General features: G+C 62.6%; 20 protein-coding genes, 1 tRNA gene and 3 pseudogenes. 20 read left to right on the top strand and 4 right to left on the bottom strand.

From position 1 onward, the window contains the following. The first annotated feature begins 5 nt into the window (after positions 1-5). Complete coding sequence (locus L0A91_RS00855; protein WP_235245455.1) at positions 6-188, top strand: hypothetical protein; 183 nt, start codon at positions 6-8, stop codon at positions 186-188. Here L0A91_RS00855 and L0A91_RS17930 read toward each other — a convergent pair. Together L0A91_RS17930 and L0A91_RS00860 are read right to left on the bottom strand one after the other, a co-directional pair. Next, complete coding sequence (locus L0A91_RS17930) at positions 170-415, bottom strand: hypothetical protein (protein ID WP_311197908.1); 246 nt, start codon at positions 413-415, stop codon at positions 170-172. The genes L0A91_RS00855 and L0A91_RS17930 overlap by 19 nt on opposite strands. Continuing rightward, positions 397-1,008, bottom strand: coding sequence for a hypothetical protein (locus tag L0A91_RS00860; protein ID WP_311197909.1), 612 nt, complete (start codon positions 1,006-1,008; stop codon positions 397-399). Before L0A91_RS00860 ends, L0A91_RS17930 begins: the two co-directional genes overlap by 19 nt. A gap of 117 nt (positions 1,009-1,125) precedes the next feature. Here L0A91_RS00860 and L0A91_RS00865 point away from each other — a divergent pair, with 117 nt between their 5' ends. From L0A91_RS00865 to L0A91_RS00925, 15 genes and pseudogenes are all read left to right on the top strand, one after another. Continuing rightward, a complete protein-coding gene (locus tag L0A91_RS00865; protein WP_235245456.1) occupies positions 1,126-1,887 on the top strand; it encodes a fumarylacetoacetate hydrolase family protein in 762 nt (253 codons plus the stop codon). Between the two features lie 64 nt (positions 1,888-1,951). Continuing rightward, positions 1,952-2,719 (top strand): annotated as a pseudogene (gene murI, locus L0A91_RS00870) (glutamate racemase); the annotation flags it as partial. Positions 2,720-2,764: 45 nt separating this feature from the next. Then, positions 2,765-3,223, top strand: coding sequence for an MBL fold metallo-hydrolase (locus tag L0A91_RS17935; protein ID WP_311198120.1), 459 nt, complete (start codon positions 2,765-2,767; stop codon positions 3,221-3,223). After that, positions 3,133-3,417, top strand: a complete 285-nt coding sequence (locus L0A91_RS17940) for an MBL fold metallo-hydrolase (RefSeq protein WP_311197910.1) — start codon at positions 3,133-3,135, stop codon at positions 3,415-3,417. The genes L0A91_RS17935 and L0A91_RS17940 overlap by 91 nt, the downstream gene beginning before the upstream one ends. Next, positions 3,417-3,542, top strand: a complete 126-nt coding sequence (locus tag L0A91_RS17945) for a hypothetical protein (protein WP_311197911.1) — start codon at positions 3,417-3,419, stop codon at positions 3,540-3,542. The genes L0A91_RS17940 and L0A91_RS17945 overlap by 1 nt, the downstream gene beginning before the upstream one ends. A gap of 43 nt (positions 3,543-3,585) precedes the next feature. Continuing rightward, positions 3,586-5,154, top strand: coding sequence for a molybdopterin-dependent oxidoreductase (locus L0A91_RS00880; RefSeq protein WP_311197912.1), 1,569 nt, complete (start codon positions 3,586-3,588; stop codon positions 5,152-5,154). After that, positions 5,151-5,935: pseudogene (rph, locus tag L0A91_RS00885) on the top strand (ribonuclease PH). The gene L0A91_RS00880 and the pseudogene rph overlap by 4 nt, the downstream one beginning before the upstream one ends. Further along, a pseudogene (locus L0A91_RS00890) lies at positions 5,932-6,451 on the top strand (non-canonical purine NTP pyrophosphatase); the annotation flags it as partial. The pseudogenes rph and L0A91_RS00890, both read left to right, overlap by 4 nt. 131 nt (positions 6,452-6,582) lie before the next feature. Further along, positions 6,583-7,668 carry a threonine synthase gene (gene thrC / locus L0A91_RS00895; RefSeq protein WP_235245457.1) on the top strand — a complete coding sequence of 362 codons (1,086 nt, stop codon included), beginning with the start codon at positions 6,583-6,585 and terminating at the stop codon, positions 7,666-7,668. Then, positions 7,661-8,662, top strand: coding sequence for a homoserine kinase (locus L0A91_RS00900; protein ID WP_235245458.1), 1,002 nt, complete (start codon positions 7,661-7,663; stop codon positions 8,660-8,662). The genes thrC and L0A91_RS00900 overlap by 8 nt, the downstream gene beginning before the upstream one ends. A gap of 183 nt (positions 8,663-8,845) precedes the next feature. After that, complete coding sequence (locus tag L0A91_RS00905; RefSeq protein WP_235245459.1) at positions 8,846-9,208, top strand: helix-turn-helix transcriptional regulator; 363 nt, start codon at positions 8,846-8,848, stop codon at positions 9,206-9,208. Continuing rightward, positions 9,205-9,888, top strand: coding sequence for a hypothetical protein (locus L0A91_RS00910; protein WP_235245460.1), 684 nt, complete (start codon positions 9,205-9,207; stop codon positions 9,886-9,888). Before L0A91_RS00905 ends, L0A91_RS00910 begins: the two co-directional genes overlap by 4 nt. Then, the gene (locus L0A91_RS00915) at positions 9,813-10,109 is read left to right on the top strand and encodes a hypothetical protein (protein ID WP_235245461.1); all 297 of its coding nucleotides are present in this window, start codon (positions 9,813-9,815) and stop codon (positions 10,107-10,109) included. The genes L0A91_RS00910 and L0A91_RS00915 overlap by 76 nt, the downstream gene beginning before the upstream one ends. A 184-nt stretch (positions 10,110-10,293) precedes the next feature. Then, positions 10,294-10,896: an HAD family hydrolase gene (locus L0A91_RS00920; RefSeq protein WP_235245462.1), complete on the top strand. Its 603-nt coding sequence runs from the start codon at positions 10,294-10,296 to the stop codon at positions 10,894-10,896. Positions 10,897-11,019: 123 nt separating this feature from the next. Next, entirely contained in the window at positions 11,020-11,166 is a 147-nt protein-coding gene (locus L0A91_RS00925; protein WP_235245463.1) for a hypothetical protein, read from the top strand. A gap of 11 nt (positions 11,167-11,177) precedes the next feature. On the opposite strand, the gene L0A91_RS00930 is transcribed toward L0A91_RS00925, so the two are convergent. Further along, positions 11,178-11,259: transfer RNA gene (locus L0A91_RS00930), tRNA-Leu, on the bottom strand. 65 nt (positions 11,260-11,324) lie between these two features. Here L0A91_RS00930 and L0A91_RS00935 point away from each other — a divergent pair. Beyond that, positions 11,325-11,858: a PGPGW domain-containing protein gene (locus L0A91_RS00935; protein ID WP_235245464.1), complete on the top strand. Its 534-nt coding sequence runs from the start codon at positions 11,325-11,327 to the stop codon at positions 11,856-11,858. A 39-nt stretch (positions 11,859-11,897) separates the two neighbouring features. Here the strand turns inward: L0A91_RS00935 and bcp are convergent, their stop codons facing one another. After that, positions 11,898-12,371: a thioredoxin-dependent thiol peroxidase gene (bcp, locus tag L0A91_RS00940; protein WP_235245465.1), complete on the bottom strand. Its 474-nt coding sequence runs from the start codon at positions 12,369-12,371 to the stop codon at positions 11,898-11,900. 104 nt (positions 12,372-12,475) lie between these two features. Between bcp and L0A91_RS00945 the strand changes: the two genes are divergently transcribed. The 3 genes from L0A91_RS00945 to L0A91_RS00950 are packed head-to-tail and all read left to right on the top strand — an operon-like array spanning position 12,476 to position 13,905. Beyond that, positions 12,476-12,757, top strand: a complete 282-nt coding sequence (locus L0A91_RS00945; protein ID WP_235245466.1) for a DUF3618 domain-containing protein — start codon at positions 12,476-12,478, stop codon at positions 12,755-12,757. 33 nt (positions 12,758-12,790) lie between these two features. Then, complete coding sequence (locus L0A91_RS17950; protein ID WP_311197913.1) at positions 12,791-13,003, top strand: hypothetical protein; 213 nt, start codon at positions 12,791-12,793, stop codon at positions 13,001-13,003. Then, positions 13,000-13,905 carry a magnesium and cobalt transport protein CorA gene (locus tag L0A91_RS00950; RefSeq protein WP_311197914.1) on the top strand — a complete coding sequence of 302 codons (906 nt, stop codon included), beginning with the start codon at positions 13,000-13,002 and terminating at the stop codon, positions 13,903-13,905. The genes L0A91_RS17950 and L0A91_RS00950 overlap by 4 nt, the downstream gene beginning before the upstream one ends. The last annotated feature ends 213 nt before the right edge of the window (positions 13,906-14,118 follow it).

Here is a 14,118-nt window from a genome sequence, read left to right on the forward strand (position 1 = left end):
TCCGGATGGTCGAGGCCACTCTCAATCAGGAATTTTTCACCCTCGAGCCGGTGCCTGGTGCCCAGGCTGAACTGCCTGACGCGCCGTTTGAAAAGGTCCCGGCGTTGGCGCCACTCGCCAACGAATCCGTGGCGTCAAGCGACGCAGCCGATGAGACGAGCGAGGCTGATCAGCCCACTAGCGAATGAGCGAGTGCAGGTGCCCTTAGCACTGCGAGTAGTCGCTGGCGCAGCAGGTTCCCCTCGCGGGTGAAGACGCGTTGTGCTGCGACATACTCGGCCTTGCCTTCCGGGGTTTCGATCCGGACCGGTTCGTACCCAAGCGAGCTCAGGTCATACGGTGCGGCTCGCATATCCATTTCCCGGATGCGGCGGGCCAGTTTGAAGGCGTCCAAGGTCAGATCACTGGGGACCAACGGGGCAAGCTTGAAGCACCACTTATAGATGTCCATCCCGGCGTGCAGGCAGCCGGACTGCTCAAACGCTGGCATCGTGTCACGGGCAGGCCTGAGTTGGTTGAGCGATTCGGCTGGGGAGTGAAGAACCGGTAGGCGTCGTAGTGCGAGCATGAGATCTGATGGGCTTCGACGACGGCATCGGTGCCAGCGCTGCCGAGGCGCAAAGGCCAGTCTTCGTGGCGTACCGCCGACTCGTCCAGGCCGTAGACCATCGCCCATTCGTGCAAGCCGAAGCAACTGAACGCCGCGGTGCGCTCAAGCGTTGAGGCCAGCAGCGCGCGAACGAAGTCGACGGTGGCACCGCGCCGTTCCACAAAGTCAGGCACGTGGAGTGAAGTCACGCCATCGGTCGTGGCATATCCCCGCCACTGCTCGTGCTCAGGAGCATCGACTAATCCAACGCCGACGCCGGGATGCCAGCGTGCCAGACCACTCGGGCGGTGCCGGTAATACTCAAACAGAAAGTCGTCGACCGGGTGCTTCTCGCCCCGGCTCTTGCGCTCGCGCCGCCCCGCGGTCAGGGATTCGACACGCTCGATGAGCGGCAGCACGGGGTAGCCACTCGTCAGGTTGCAGGACAATCACGCTATCCATTGTGCGTGATGTCGCTCAGCGGACTGAACCACGTCCGGCCCGACGCGGGGCAGGTCCGGCGTAGGGTTAGGAGCATGCGTATTTGTCGATTCACCACGGGCGAAGACCCCATGTTCGGACTTGTCGATGGCGCGGGCGCCAAGATCGCTGAGATCACCGGAGATCCGCTCTACACCAAAATTGAGCTCACCGGAGCGACTCACCTGGTCGACGAAGTTCGGTTGTTGGCACCGGTCATTCCCCGCTCCAAGGTGATCGGTATCGGCAAGAACTTCGCGGATCACATCGCTGAGATGGCTGGCGAGGCTCCCGAGGAGCCACTGGTGTTCCTGATGCCGAACACGTCAATCGCCGGCCCGGATGACCCAGTGATCATGCCTAACTTCACCACTGAAGTTTCGTATGAGGCAGAGCTCGCAGTGGTGATTGGCCGCCTGTGCAAGGACGTCAAGGCAGAAGAAGCAGCTTCGGTCATCTTTGGCTACACCGCTGCAAACGACGTCACCGCTCGTGATCTGCAGCGCGGCGACGGCCAGTGGGCTCGTGCCAAGGGGATGGACACGTTTAACCCGCTCGGCCCCTGGATCGAGACTGACCTGGATGTTTCAGACCTGCGCGTGATCTCACGGGTGGACGGCGAGATCCGCCAAGACGGCTCAACCGCTGACTTGATCTTCGGCATCGGCGAGTTGATTGAGTATGTCTCTGCGGCCTTCACCCTGCTGCCTGGCGACGTCATCCTCACGGGGACGCCTGCAGGCGTTGGGGCAGTTGCCTCCGGGTCTCGAGTTGAGATCGAAGTCGAGGGAATCGGCTCCTTCAGCAACCCTTTGTGAACGCCTCAGACGACTGAGTTGAGCTGAGAACGACTGTCGGCGTCCGCCACTATGCTCATCGACTGTGACTGACAACCCGATCGGCATCTTTGACTCCGGCTTCGGCGGGCTCACCGTGGCCCGCGAAGTGCTGGATCAACTGCCGCATGAGGCCGTCCTCTATATGGGCGACACCGCTCGCGCGCCATATGGACCGCGGCCCATTGCTGAGGTCCGTCGGTATTCGCTGGAGTGCCTCGATCGGCTGGTCGAGCACGGAGTCAAAGCGCTGGTCATCGCCTGCAACTCAGCGTCGGCCGCGATGCTGGCAGATGCCCGCGAGCGCTACGACGCCCTGGTCATCGAAGTGATACGACCGGCCGTCCGGCGGGCCATGGCAGTGACGCACACCGGCCGCGTCGGCGTTATCTCGACCGTGGCGACGCACCAGTCACGCGCCTACATTGACGCCTTCGCGGCGGCGCCACCTTACGTGCAGGTGTTTAGTCAGCCGTGCCCTCGATTTGTCGAGTTTGTCGAAGCCGGCATCACCAGTGGGCCGGAAGTCATTGCAGCGGCCCGCGAGTATTTGTCTCCGCTGCAGGACGCCGGCATTGATGCGCTGATCTTGGGCTGCACGCACTACCCTCTGCTGACGCAAGCCTTGTCTTACGTGTTGGGCGATCAGGTCAACCTCGTGAGTTCGGCGGCTGCTACGGCGGCCGAGCTATTTCGGGTGCTGACGGACGCCGATGATCTGCGTTCAATGGACTTGCCCGCACCGACCCATCAGTTCTTAACCACCGGTGATCCACACGGTTTCACTCCGTTGGCGCGGCGGTTCTTGGGCCCGAGGTGGAACACGTCGGTCGGGCGTATGTCGGGCGGCCGGGGAGTAATGGAACTTACTGTCATCGGGTGCTCCGGCTCGGTCGCTGGCCCAGACAGTCCGGCCAGTTGTTATCTGCTCCGGGCGGAGCAGGACGGACGGTGCTGGCAGATCGTCCTAGATCTCGGTAGCGGAGCACTCGGCGGGTTGCAGCGCCACATGGACCCGCTGACCCTGGATGCTGCCGTTCTTTCGCACTTGCATCCCGACCACTGCCTTGATCTGACCGGTCTGCACGTCATGTGGACGCATCACCCCGTCATGCAACCCTCGGGGCGGTTGCCCGTTTACGGTCCAAGCGGCACAGCAGAGCGGCTGGCGCGGGCGCAGGGGTGGATTCGGCGAAGCCGGTCGAGGACGCCTTCGATGTTCGTGCGGTGTCCTGTCGACAGGAGTTCAGGGTTGGTCCCTTCAGCCTGCTGCCCATCCTGGTCAATCACCCAGTCACGGCATTTGGCTACCGGGTGAGTTGTGCCGGGGCCACAGTGGCCTACACCGGCGACACGGACACCTGCCCTGAGTTGTCACCGCTGATGGCTGACGCCGACCTCGTGTTGGCCGATAGTGCGTTTGTTGAGGGGCGTGAATCGGCATCTGGCGTGCATTTGAGCGGCCGGCGCGCGGCGCAGGCGGCGGTGGCAGCGGGAGGGTGCAAAGGCTGATGCTCACCCACATTCCGCCCTGGACCAATCCTGACGTATGCCGCGCCGAAGCGGCCGAAGTGTGGCCAGGTGAGGTTGAGGTTGCCGAGCCTAACCACGTCTATCTGATCGACAGCCCGTCATAGTTTCGTTAGGACTCGTTGAGGTAGTCGATGGGAGACTAGGAGCATGGCTTCACGACTAGCAGCACCCCTTGGTGGTATCGCCGCCGGTGCAATGACTCTCGGCGTCGCAGAAATTGGCGCCGTCCTCCTGACTCGCACACAAGGCACAGCGGGCACGCCCTCGCCGTTGCTCGCGGTGGGAGGCGCATTCGTCGACCGCACGCCGTCGTGGCTTAAGGACTTTGCGATCGAGACGTTTGGCACTAACGACAAGATTGCCCTCTTTGTCGGGATGGGCCTGACGCTCCTGGTGGCTTGCGCCGTTTTGGGCGAGATTGCCTCGCGGTTCCGCACCCTCGGTTTGATCTTGTTCGCGATTGTTGGAGCCATTGGCAGCGCCGCTGTGCTCACCCGGCCAGGCTCGGTAGCCCTCGACATGGTGCCCACCATCGTGGGGACACTTGTTGGCCTGATGGTGCTGGCGGCGATGGGGCGAGCCTCAGAGAATGCTCGGGTCGCGGCCTATGACCCTCAAGCCCCAAGCCGCCGTGGTGTTGTCGCGGCTGGCGCTGGCCTCAGCATCGTGGGTGGTGCCGCACTGGTGTGGGGCCGCATGCAAGATCAGGCCCAGCAAGCGGTGCGAGTCGCCCGCGAAGCTATCGGTGGCCCCACAGCTGCTAACCCGGTCACCGTCCCCGCAGATGCCGACCTGGGCATTGACGGATTAGCCTCCTACATCAGCCCGAACGACAACTTTTACCGCATCGACACCGCGCTCTCGGTGCCACAGGTCGATCCGGCAACGTGGACGCTGCGGGTGCACGGGATGGTCGAAAACGAAGTAGAGATCTCCTTTGACGAGTTGCTTGACCAAGAGATGATCCAATCGTTGACCACGTTGACCTGTGTCTCCAACACGGTCGGCGGCGAGTTGATCGGCAACGCGGTGTTCACTGGTTGGCCAATCCGCGAGCTGTTGGCTCGTGCGGGCGTGCAAGACGGAGCCGACATGGTGCTGTCGACCAGCATTGACGGCTGGACCGCAGGCACCCCGATTGAGGCCCTCACCGATGACCGCAATTCACTCCTCGCGGTGTGGATGAATGGCGAGCCGTTGCCCGCGCAGCACGGCTTCCCGGTGCGGATGGTTGTGCCCGGCCTTTATGGCTATGTGTCGGCTACTAAGTGGGTTGTTGACATGAAGGTCACCACCTTTGCCGATGACGAGGGCTATTGGACCCCGCGCGGGTGGACGGCGCTGGGGCCAATCAAGACGGCTTCGCGCATTGACGTGCCGCGCAGTGGCGCCAACGTCGCCGCGGGCACGACCCCGATCGCGGGTGTCGCGTGGGATCAGCACACCGGTATCGACAAGGTCGAGGTTAAGGTCGACGATGGCGAGTGGCAAGAAGCCGATCTCGCTTCTGAGCCCAGCATCGACTCATGGCGTCAGTGGACCCTGCCGTGGGAGGCCACGTCGGGTGATCACACCATCACGGTGCGAGCCACCAACGCCGACGGTGAGACGCAAACCTCGAAACTGCGCCACCAGCCCCCAGCGGTGCAACAGGTTGGCACAGCGTCAACGTCAGCGTCTCCTGGCTCTTGCGCTAACACCTGGGCTGGGGCATGACTTCAGCGCCCCAACCCCGCCATGACGGTCGCGCCGCAGACGAGTTGCGCGAGGTCCGCATCACCCGCAACTGGCTCGATCACGCCGAAGGCAGCGTGTTAATTGAGTTTGGCAAGACACGGGTGTTGTGCGCGGCTTCCTTCACGCAAGGTGTCCCGCCGTGGCGCCGGGGGAGTGGCAAGGGCTGGACCACCGCCGAGTATGCGATGCTTCCGCGGGCCACGAACACCCGCAGCGGTCGTGAGTCAGTTAAGGGCAAAATCGGTGGCCGCACCCACGAGATCTCGCGGCTGATCGGTCGAAGCCTGCGCGCCGTCGTAGACCTGTCGGCGCTTGGCGAAAACACTCTGCACTGGACTGCGACGTGTTGCAGGCCGATGGCGGCACTCGCACAGCCGCCATCACCGGCGCATACGTGGCCTTGGTCGATGCGGTTGAGACTGCTCGTGAGCGCGGGTGGATCGACGCCAAAGCGCAGCCGATCACCGGCGAAGTAGCGGCCATCAGCGTCGGTGTGGTTAAGGGTCAGCCAGTGTTGGACCTCGACTATCCCGAAGACTCAACCGCCGAAACCGACATGAACGTCGTGATGACCGGCGACGGACGGTTTGTTGAGGTGCAAGGCACCGCTGAAGGTGTCCCGTTTGACCGCGCACTGCTGGACCAACTTCTTGACCTTGGTCAGGCCGGGTGTGCTGAGCTCATCGCCCGACAGGCTGCATCGTTCGGCGCAGATGACATGGGTGGCAGTGATGCTCACGCTGCAGGAGCCAACCTGTGACGGACCGTCGAATCATTCTGGCCACCCGCAACGAGCACAAGGTCGGTGAGTTGGCCGATATCCTGAGCGACGTTTTGGCTAGCACCTGCCGCGAACTTGTGGGCGTGGGCGAGTTTGAGCTTGCTGACGTTGTCGAGTCCGGAGTCACGTTTGCGCAGAACGCGCTGCTCAAGGCGCGAGCCACAGCCCAAGCGACGGGCCTGCCCGCGCTTGCTGATGACTCTGGTCTGGCAGTGGATGTGCTTGGCGGCAGCCGGGGATCTTTAGCGCTCGCTGGTCAGGCACGCATGGTGACGACGCCAACAACAACGCTTTGTTGCTCGCCCAACTTGCCGATGTGCCTGATGAACACCGGGCTGCGCGGTTCGTTTGCGCGGCGGCTTTGGTCTTGCCCGACGGCACGGAGGTTGTCCGTGAGGGCAGGCCCGCGGCACATTGCTCCGGCCCCCCGCGGCGACGGCGGCTTTGGCTACGACCCTGTTGCTGATGCCTGATGGCCGCTCGCTCGCCGAGTATTCTTCTCCTGAGAAGCATGCGATCTCCCACCGGGGAGCTGCATTCCGGGCGCTGGCCGACGATGTGTCCAGACTCTTGCCCGCAACGCCCTAAGTTCATCCGTTCGTTTCACCCTGTACCGAAGGAATCTCATGGCTCACCAGTGGCGCGGCGTGATCCGCGAATACGCCGATCGCTTGCCATCGACTCTGACCTCGCACGTGATCACCCTGCGCGAAGGCGGCACTCCGCTCATCCCAGCTGAGCACCTCTCGGAACTTGTTGGTGCCAACGTGCACATCAAGTACGAAGGCTTGAACCCCACTGGCTCCTTCAAGGACCGCGGGATGACGACGGCCATGTCTGACGCGGCCCGCAAGGGCGCTAAGGCGGTGATCTGCGCGAGCACCGGCAACACCAGTGCCAGCGCCGCGGCATACGCCACCAAGGCGGGTATGAAGTGTGGCGTCTTGGTCCCGGAGGGCAAGATCGCGATGGGCAAGCTATCGCAGGCGATCGCTGGCGGGGCGACCTTGCTGCAGGTTGCTGGCAACTTTGACGATTGCCTAACGCTGGCCCTGCAATTGGCCGAGTCCTACCCAGTTGAACTGGTGAACTCGGTGAACCCGGCACGCATTGAAGGCCAAAAGACGGCCTCGTTTGAGATCGTCGACGAATTGGGCGATGCCCCCGACATTCACTGTCTCCCGGTCGGTAACGCTGGCAACATCACCGCGTATTGGAAGGGCTACACCGAATACACCACCGACTCGGCAATGCCTGGCCCGGCGAGGCACCGACCAAAGATGTGGGGCTTCCAGGCCGAAGGTGCCTCGCCCATCGTCAAGGGGCACCCGGTTGATGACCCTGAGACCATCGCGACTGCTATTCGGATCGGCAACCCTGCCTCCTGGCAGCAAGCCCTTGATGCTCGTGATGAGTCTGGCGGAGTCATCGACGCCGTGACCGACACCGAAATCTTGCACGCGCACCGGCTGCTTTCCTCGCGTGAGGGCATCTTCGTCGAACCAGCCTCAGCCGCTTCGGTTGCTGGTTTGTTGAAGATGGCCCAGGCAGGCCAGGTGCCCGCCGGGGCGACCATTGTCTGCACGGTGACCGGCCACGGGCTCAAAGACCCTCAGTGGGCTTTGAAGACTGCTGATGGCGCAGATGTGGAGCCCACCAAGGTGTCCATCGACGCGGTCAGCGCGGCGCAGGCACTCGGGCTTGATGAGTGAAACGCCCAACACTCGGCCCATGACAACAACTGACCCGGTCAGTGAGTGGCGTGTTGGCCGTTCCGTGGCGGTGGGGGCGCCGGCGAGTTCGGCCAACCTTGGCCCTGGCTTCGACAGCATTGGGTTGGCTTTAGCGGTCCGTGACGAATACTCGGTCTCCGTCACAGCAACGCCTGGGCTGCAGGTTGAGTTGCACGGTGAAGGCGCTCAGGGGCTGCGTCGCGATGAGTCGCACTTAGTTGCACGAACCCTCAAACAGGGCCTGGCGCTCAGCGGTGTCGGCTGGCTCCCGGAGTTGGCGACGCATGGCCTTGGCTTGCGACTGGATTGCTACAACGTGATTCCCATGTCAGCGGGCATGGGTTCGTCAGCGACGGCCATCGTCGGCGGTCTGAGCTTGGGCTTTGCGCTAGCTGGTGACGGTGAGCTCACCGAGGCCGAACGCTCGCTGATCAACACCCATGCTGGCCTGTGGGAGGGCCACCCGGATAACTCTTCCGCCAGCGTTTATGGCGGGATGACCGTGAGCTGGCAGCCCTCAGCGGATGTCGTGCGGACCGCGCAACTCCAGGTGCACCCGCAGATTGAGCCAGTGGTGTTGGTGCCCTCCGGGGACCGGCTGTCCACGAGCACGGCTAGGGCTGCGCTGGCGCCGTTGGTTAATCATGGCGACGCAGTGCGGCAGGCCGGGCGGTCTGCTCTCTTGGTGCACGCCATGACGCAGGATCCGGACCTGCTCTGGGACGCGACCTGTGACTGGCTGCACCAGGAGCCGCGGCGAGCTGCTTATCCGGCCTCAATGGCCGCCGTCGACGCGTTGCGCGGACTTGGCCACGCAGCAGTGATCTCGGGAGCGGGCCCCACGGTGCTGGCCCTCGTGCGCAGCGATGTAGCCGATGCCGTGCAAGCCGAAGTGCGCTCATGGGGTCGCAGTTGGAAGGTTCTGCGCCCGGGGATCGACACGGCTGGGGTCGTTGCCGCCAAAGCTAACTAATGAGGCGCTTTTGCTGGCGCCGTCGTAAAGCGCGATTCGCTCTTTTGCGCTCGGATCGCGTGTTCAGCCATGCGAACAGGGCACATTAATGCGATTCGCACTTCTTGGCGGGGGATGGGGCTGGGCATCTCCTGAGCTAGCGGGTCAACCTTGATAGGTCAGCCGTGAGTGTATGGTCAGTATGTGCTGACCATTTCCTCTCGCCTTGACGCCATGAATCGGTTAGGCCGCGCCATGGCCGACCCAACCCGCTCGCGAATCTTGCTTTCGCTGTTGCAAGAGCCGGGGTATCCCGCTCAATTGGCGCGGGCGTTAGAGCTGTCCCGGACGAATGTGTCCAATCACTTGGCGTGCCTGCGTGGGTGCGGAATCGTCGTTGCTGAGCCTGAAGGCCGGCAGACTCGCTACGAGATTGCCGACCCGCATATCGCTGCTGCGCTGGTGGCCTTGCTTAACGCGACCCTGGCCGTCGATCAGGGCGCTGGGTGTGTCCAATCCGAATGCGCTGTGCCGGGCTGCTGTGACGGGACAGGGGTTCTGCAGTGAGCGACGAATGCTGTGGCTCCGTTGCCGATGATTCGCCCGCTAGTGAGGTTGCGCCTGCCCGTCCGCTCTGGTGGCGAGACTCTGCGCTGTTGCCCTCTGCTATTTCTGGGATTTTCTTAGTCGCTGGGTGGCTTCTTGGCTGGGGCGGTCTCGACAGCGTGGCGCTAGCCGCTCACACGATCGCGCTGCTGGTCGGCGCAGCAACCTTTGTCCCCATGGCGCTCAAACTCCTGATCCGCGGCAAAGTGGGCGTCGGTTTCCTGATGACTCTGGCCGCAGTTGGCGCTGTCTTGCTGGGCCATGTTGGCGAGGCTGCCGCACTGGCCTCTCTTTTCTCTGGCCGAAGCTCTGGAGGATCGAGCCATGGACCGGGCCAAGAAGGTCTGCGAGCTCTGTTGTCGCTGATCCCGCAGACAGCCCGGGTGGTGAAAAACGGTCGCGACTCGGTCGTCGCAGTGGCAGACATCCGTCAGTTGGATGTCCTGCGCGTGGGCGCAGGCGAACGGCTTGCCACGGATGGCGTCGTCCTGGAAGGCCGATCTGCTTGGACGCCTCATCGGTCACGGGAGAGTCCATTCCGGTTGATGTGGGCGTTGGGTCAGAGGTGCCAGCGGGTGCCGTCAACGGGTCGGGCACGCTGCTGGTGCAAGCGCGAGCCGATGGCCACAACAACTCGCTGACGCAGATCGTGGCTCTCGTTGAGCAGGCCCACGCCAAGAAGGGCGAGCGCGCTAGGCTCGCCGACCGCATCGCGCGCCCCTTGGTCCCGATTGTCCTCATTGCTGGGACTGCAGTCGCCCTCTTTGGCATCATCGTGGGGGACCCGGCGACGTGGACAGAGCGTGCGTTGGTGGTGCTCGTTGCAGCGTCTCCTGCGCGCTGGCGATCGCCGTGCCGGTGACAGTGATTAGCGGCATTGGGTCAGCGTCCAAACTTGGCATCGTGATCAAGTCGGGAGCCGCCTTTGAGCAGTTCGGCACCATTGAGACCGTTGCGTTCGACAAAACAGGAACCCTGACTCGCAATGACCCTCAAGTCGCTCAGGTGGTCACGAGCGGGCGTTTTCCGAGCAAGAGTTGTTGGCGTTGGCTGCGGCGATTGAGAGCTCCAGCAGACATCCCCTCGCAGCGGCCATCTGCGCCGCAGCCGATCATCTGCCAGCGGCCCGCGACATCACCGAGGAAGCAGGTTTTGGTATGCGCGGGCAGGTGGGTGAGCATCTGGTCCGCGTGGGCAGCATCCGGTGGATTGAGCCCGGCCACCTCATTGGTGAAGCTCGAGCGATGGCTTCCGCAGGGATGACTGTGGTGGTCGTGGAGGCAACAGCGAGGTCGCTGGATTGGTCGGGGTGCGCGACGACCTGCGGCCTGAAGCAGCGGAGGCTATTGCGGCTCTTAAGCCGAGCGGGGATCGCCACCTTGATGCTGACCGGCGACAATGCCAGGACGGCGCATGCGTTGGCCCACGCGGCGGGCATCGACGATGTGCGGGCGGAGCAGTTGCCCGCAGACAAAGCGGCGGTGATCGCTGAGCTCAAGATGGCGGGGCCGGTCGCCATGGTGGGTGATGGGATTAACGACGCCCCGCGCTGGCCACCGCCACTGTCGGTATCGCTATCGAGGCAAGCGGTGCTGCCGCGGCCGTCGAATCCGCAGATATCGCCTTTACTGGTCATGACCTGCGCTTGATCCCCGAAGCCCTGGCTCACGCCCGACGCGGGCGACGGATTCTGACGATCAACATTGCGCTGGCTCTGGCGATCATCGTGGTGCTTTTCCGCTTGCGCTCTTTGGCGTCCTGGGGTTGGCCGGGTGGTCTTGGTGCACGAGGCTGCTGAAGTCGCTGTGATCTTTAACGGTATGCGGGCTGCTCGCAGACCAGAACTCGCCAGCCCCTCCGACCACCTCGGCAATAGCGAAGGGACCAACTCATCGGTGCCAGCGCATACCCGAGTTTAAGGTCTGCTGTGTGCGCTCGGCGGGACTTGAACCCGCACACCCGAAGGCACAGGAACCTAAATCCTGCGTGTCTGCCAATTCCACCACGAGCGCTCGAGTACCGATGGTAGATCATCCCCGCCCAGCAACTTTGCAGCACTTCGTGACATGCTGAAGATGTGAGCAAACGCACTGCCTTGGTCGGAGTGGTCCGGCGGACAGGTTTAGAGGTCCTGGGGTGGACCCTCGTCCTGGTGGGGATTGCTGCTTTAGTGCTGCCCGGGCCCGGCTTGCTCACTATCGTGGCGGGGCTTGTTGTGCTCTCGCAGCAATACGACTGGGCTGAGCGCCAACTCGTCCCCATCAAAGTGCGTGCGTATGCGGGCGCTCGTGAAGGCGTAAAGACCTGGCCACGGGTGGCGGTCAGTGTCCTCAGTGCCCTGGTTGTGGGGTCAGTCGGCTGGCTCTTTGTGCTTAAGCCGCCCGTGCCGGGCTGGTGGCCTGCCCCTGAGTCACTGTGGCTCGTCGGCGGCGCGGGCACCGGCTACAGCATCATCGCGTCTGCGATTTTTGCCATTGTCTTGGTGTTTTACAGCGTGCGCCGGTTCCGCCGCCCGCCGGATCAAGCCGAACGCGACGTGCAGCAGGAGTACCGACGCCGCAAGGCGGGCTACAAGATCAGCCGTCGAACCCGACACCGGGTCGACTCCTAGCGAGTGAGGGCGCCTCGAGTCGAGGTTCCCGGCCGCTCGCTAGTCCAGCTCGATATTAAGTTGCTTGGCCAGCGATGCGACGTGACCAGTAGCGCGCACGTTGTACTTGGCCAGAGTCACGACGCCATTGCCATCAATAACAACCGTGGAGCGAATGACTCCGGTGATGGTCTTGCCGTAAAGGTTCTTTTCGCCATAAGCGCCGTAAGCCACCAAGACTGACTTCTCCGGGTCGGAGAGCACGGGAAAGTTGATCTCTTCGCGCTCGACGAAGCGAGCCAACTTCGTCGTGTCATCAGGGGAGATGCCCAGGACGGCATAGCCCTTCTTGGTGAAGACGTCGTAGTTATCGCGGAAGTCATTTGCCTGTGTCGTGCACCCGGGAGTCATCGCGGCGGGGTAGAAATAGATGATGACCTTGCGGTCTTCAAAGTCGCTTAGCGAAACTTGCTGGCCCGTGGAATCCTTCAGGGTCCATTCGGGCGCCTTTTGCCCTGGTTCCAGACGTGACATGCAGACCTCCAAAGAGTCAGTGTGTGGCTAACTGCGTTATCGTCTCAGTCGACTGCACTCATCTCCAACCAGACCTCGTTTCACCACCGGAAGGAAGCCAGAAAATGGCCAACAAGCAGAAGCCACGTTCCGAGAAGGAAATCGAGGCTGACCTGGCCGCAACTCGGGAGCGACTGGCCCGCACCGTTGATGAGTTGACGTTCCGAGTTAGCCCGGGCGAACTCAGGCGCCGTGGCCTCGCATCGTTGCAAGGCAAGGTCGACGCCAAGACCAAAGACGAGAACGGCGAGTTCCGGATGGATCTGGTCGCCTATGGTCTGGCGGGACTCGCAGGGACAGCAATCGTCCTGGGCCTCGCGCGCCGCCTGTTCTACCAGGGCGACTGAGCTAAGAACCGCCGGGAGCGAGACTGCCGATTCATGATTGTCGATCAAGCCGTCTATCGCGAAGGTCGTCGCATACCGTGCGACGACCTGCCGTTGGCGTTGGCCGCGGCGCACGCTGATAGCGGCAACGGCTTCGTCTGGATTGGTATGAAAGACCCCACTGACGCGGAGTTTGAGCGTGTCCGCGCGCAGTTGGGGTTGCACCCCTCGCTGTCGAAGATGCCATCAATGGCCATCAGCGAGTGAAGATTGAGCACTACGACGACACGTTCTTTGCGGTGCTCAAGACGCTCAGGTATGTCGAGGCCACCTCGGACATTGAGACTGGCGAGATCATGATGTTCATCGGCCAGCACTTTGTGGTGACGGTCCGGCGTGGCGAGGCGGCGCCCCTGGAGGGAGTGCGCAAGCGACCAGAGGAGCAACACACGCTGACGGGGGAGTCGGGGCCAGTGGTGGTCTTTCACGCGGTCCTTGACGCGATTGTTGATACTTATCGGGCTATCGACCGTGAGGTGTTGCAAGACCTCACGGATATTGAGGCCGCTGTCTTTGGCAGCGGTAAACCAGCCCGTTCCTCGACGATCTATCTGCTGAAGCGCGAAGTCCTGGAGTTCAAGCGGGCAGCGGCACCCTTGCTGAGTTACATCGAAGTGTTGGGTCAAAAGGCCGAAGCAGATATGTCTGAGGACATGTCTTTGCGTTTTCGGGATGTCGCCGATCACCTGATTCAGGTGGTTGACCACGTGGACTCCTATGACGCGCTGCTAACTGATGTGCTCAACGCGCACCTGGCCCAAGTGGGGGTCGAGCAAAACGAGGCCATGCGCAAGATCAGTGCCTGGGTCGCCATCGCCGCAGTCCCGACCTTGGTTGCCGGCATTTTCGGGATGAACTTCACCTACATGCCGGGGCTGTCCTGGACCTGGGGCTACCCGGCTGCGTTGCTGTTGATGGCTCTGATCTGCGGAGGGCTCTTTCGAGCCTTCCGCAGATCAGGTGGTTATAGCCGAGCTAATCGCTCAGGGCTGCTGCACCGAGCCGGGGCCGTCGGCTGCCGTTGCCTCTGGAGTTTCGCCAGCGGTCACGTCGAAGCTCTCACCGTCGATCACCACCGTGTAGGTCTCACCCGCACTGACGTCTGCTGAGGAGAAAGTGACGTTCTGGGTGTCCTTGATCGTCGAGAAGGTGTTGAGCGTCGAGCCATTGCTTTCTTGCAACTCGATCTCGGTGTCCGTCGGAATGACGTCAACAAGGTTGAGCGAGAACCAGCCCTGCTGCGAGTCAACCTCGGGGTTGATCACCATTCCCGCGCTACCGACAGCCAGCAAGTCGCCGCCGGAGATGGTGAAGGTGCCGTT

This window comes from Ornithinimicrobium sp. INDO-MA30-4, assembly GCF_021535045.1.
GTDB lineage: Bacteria > Actinomycetota > Actinomycetes > Actinomycetales > Dermatophilaceae > Ornithinicoccus.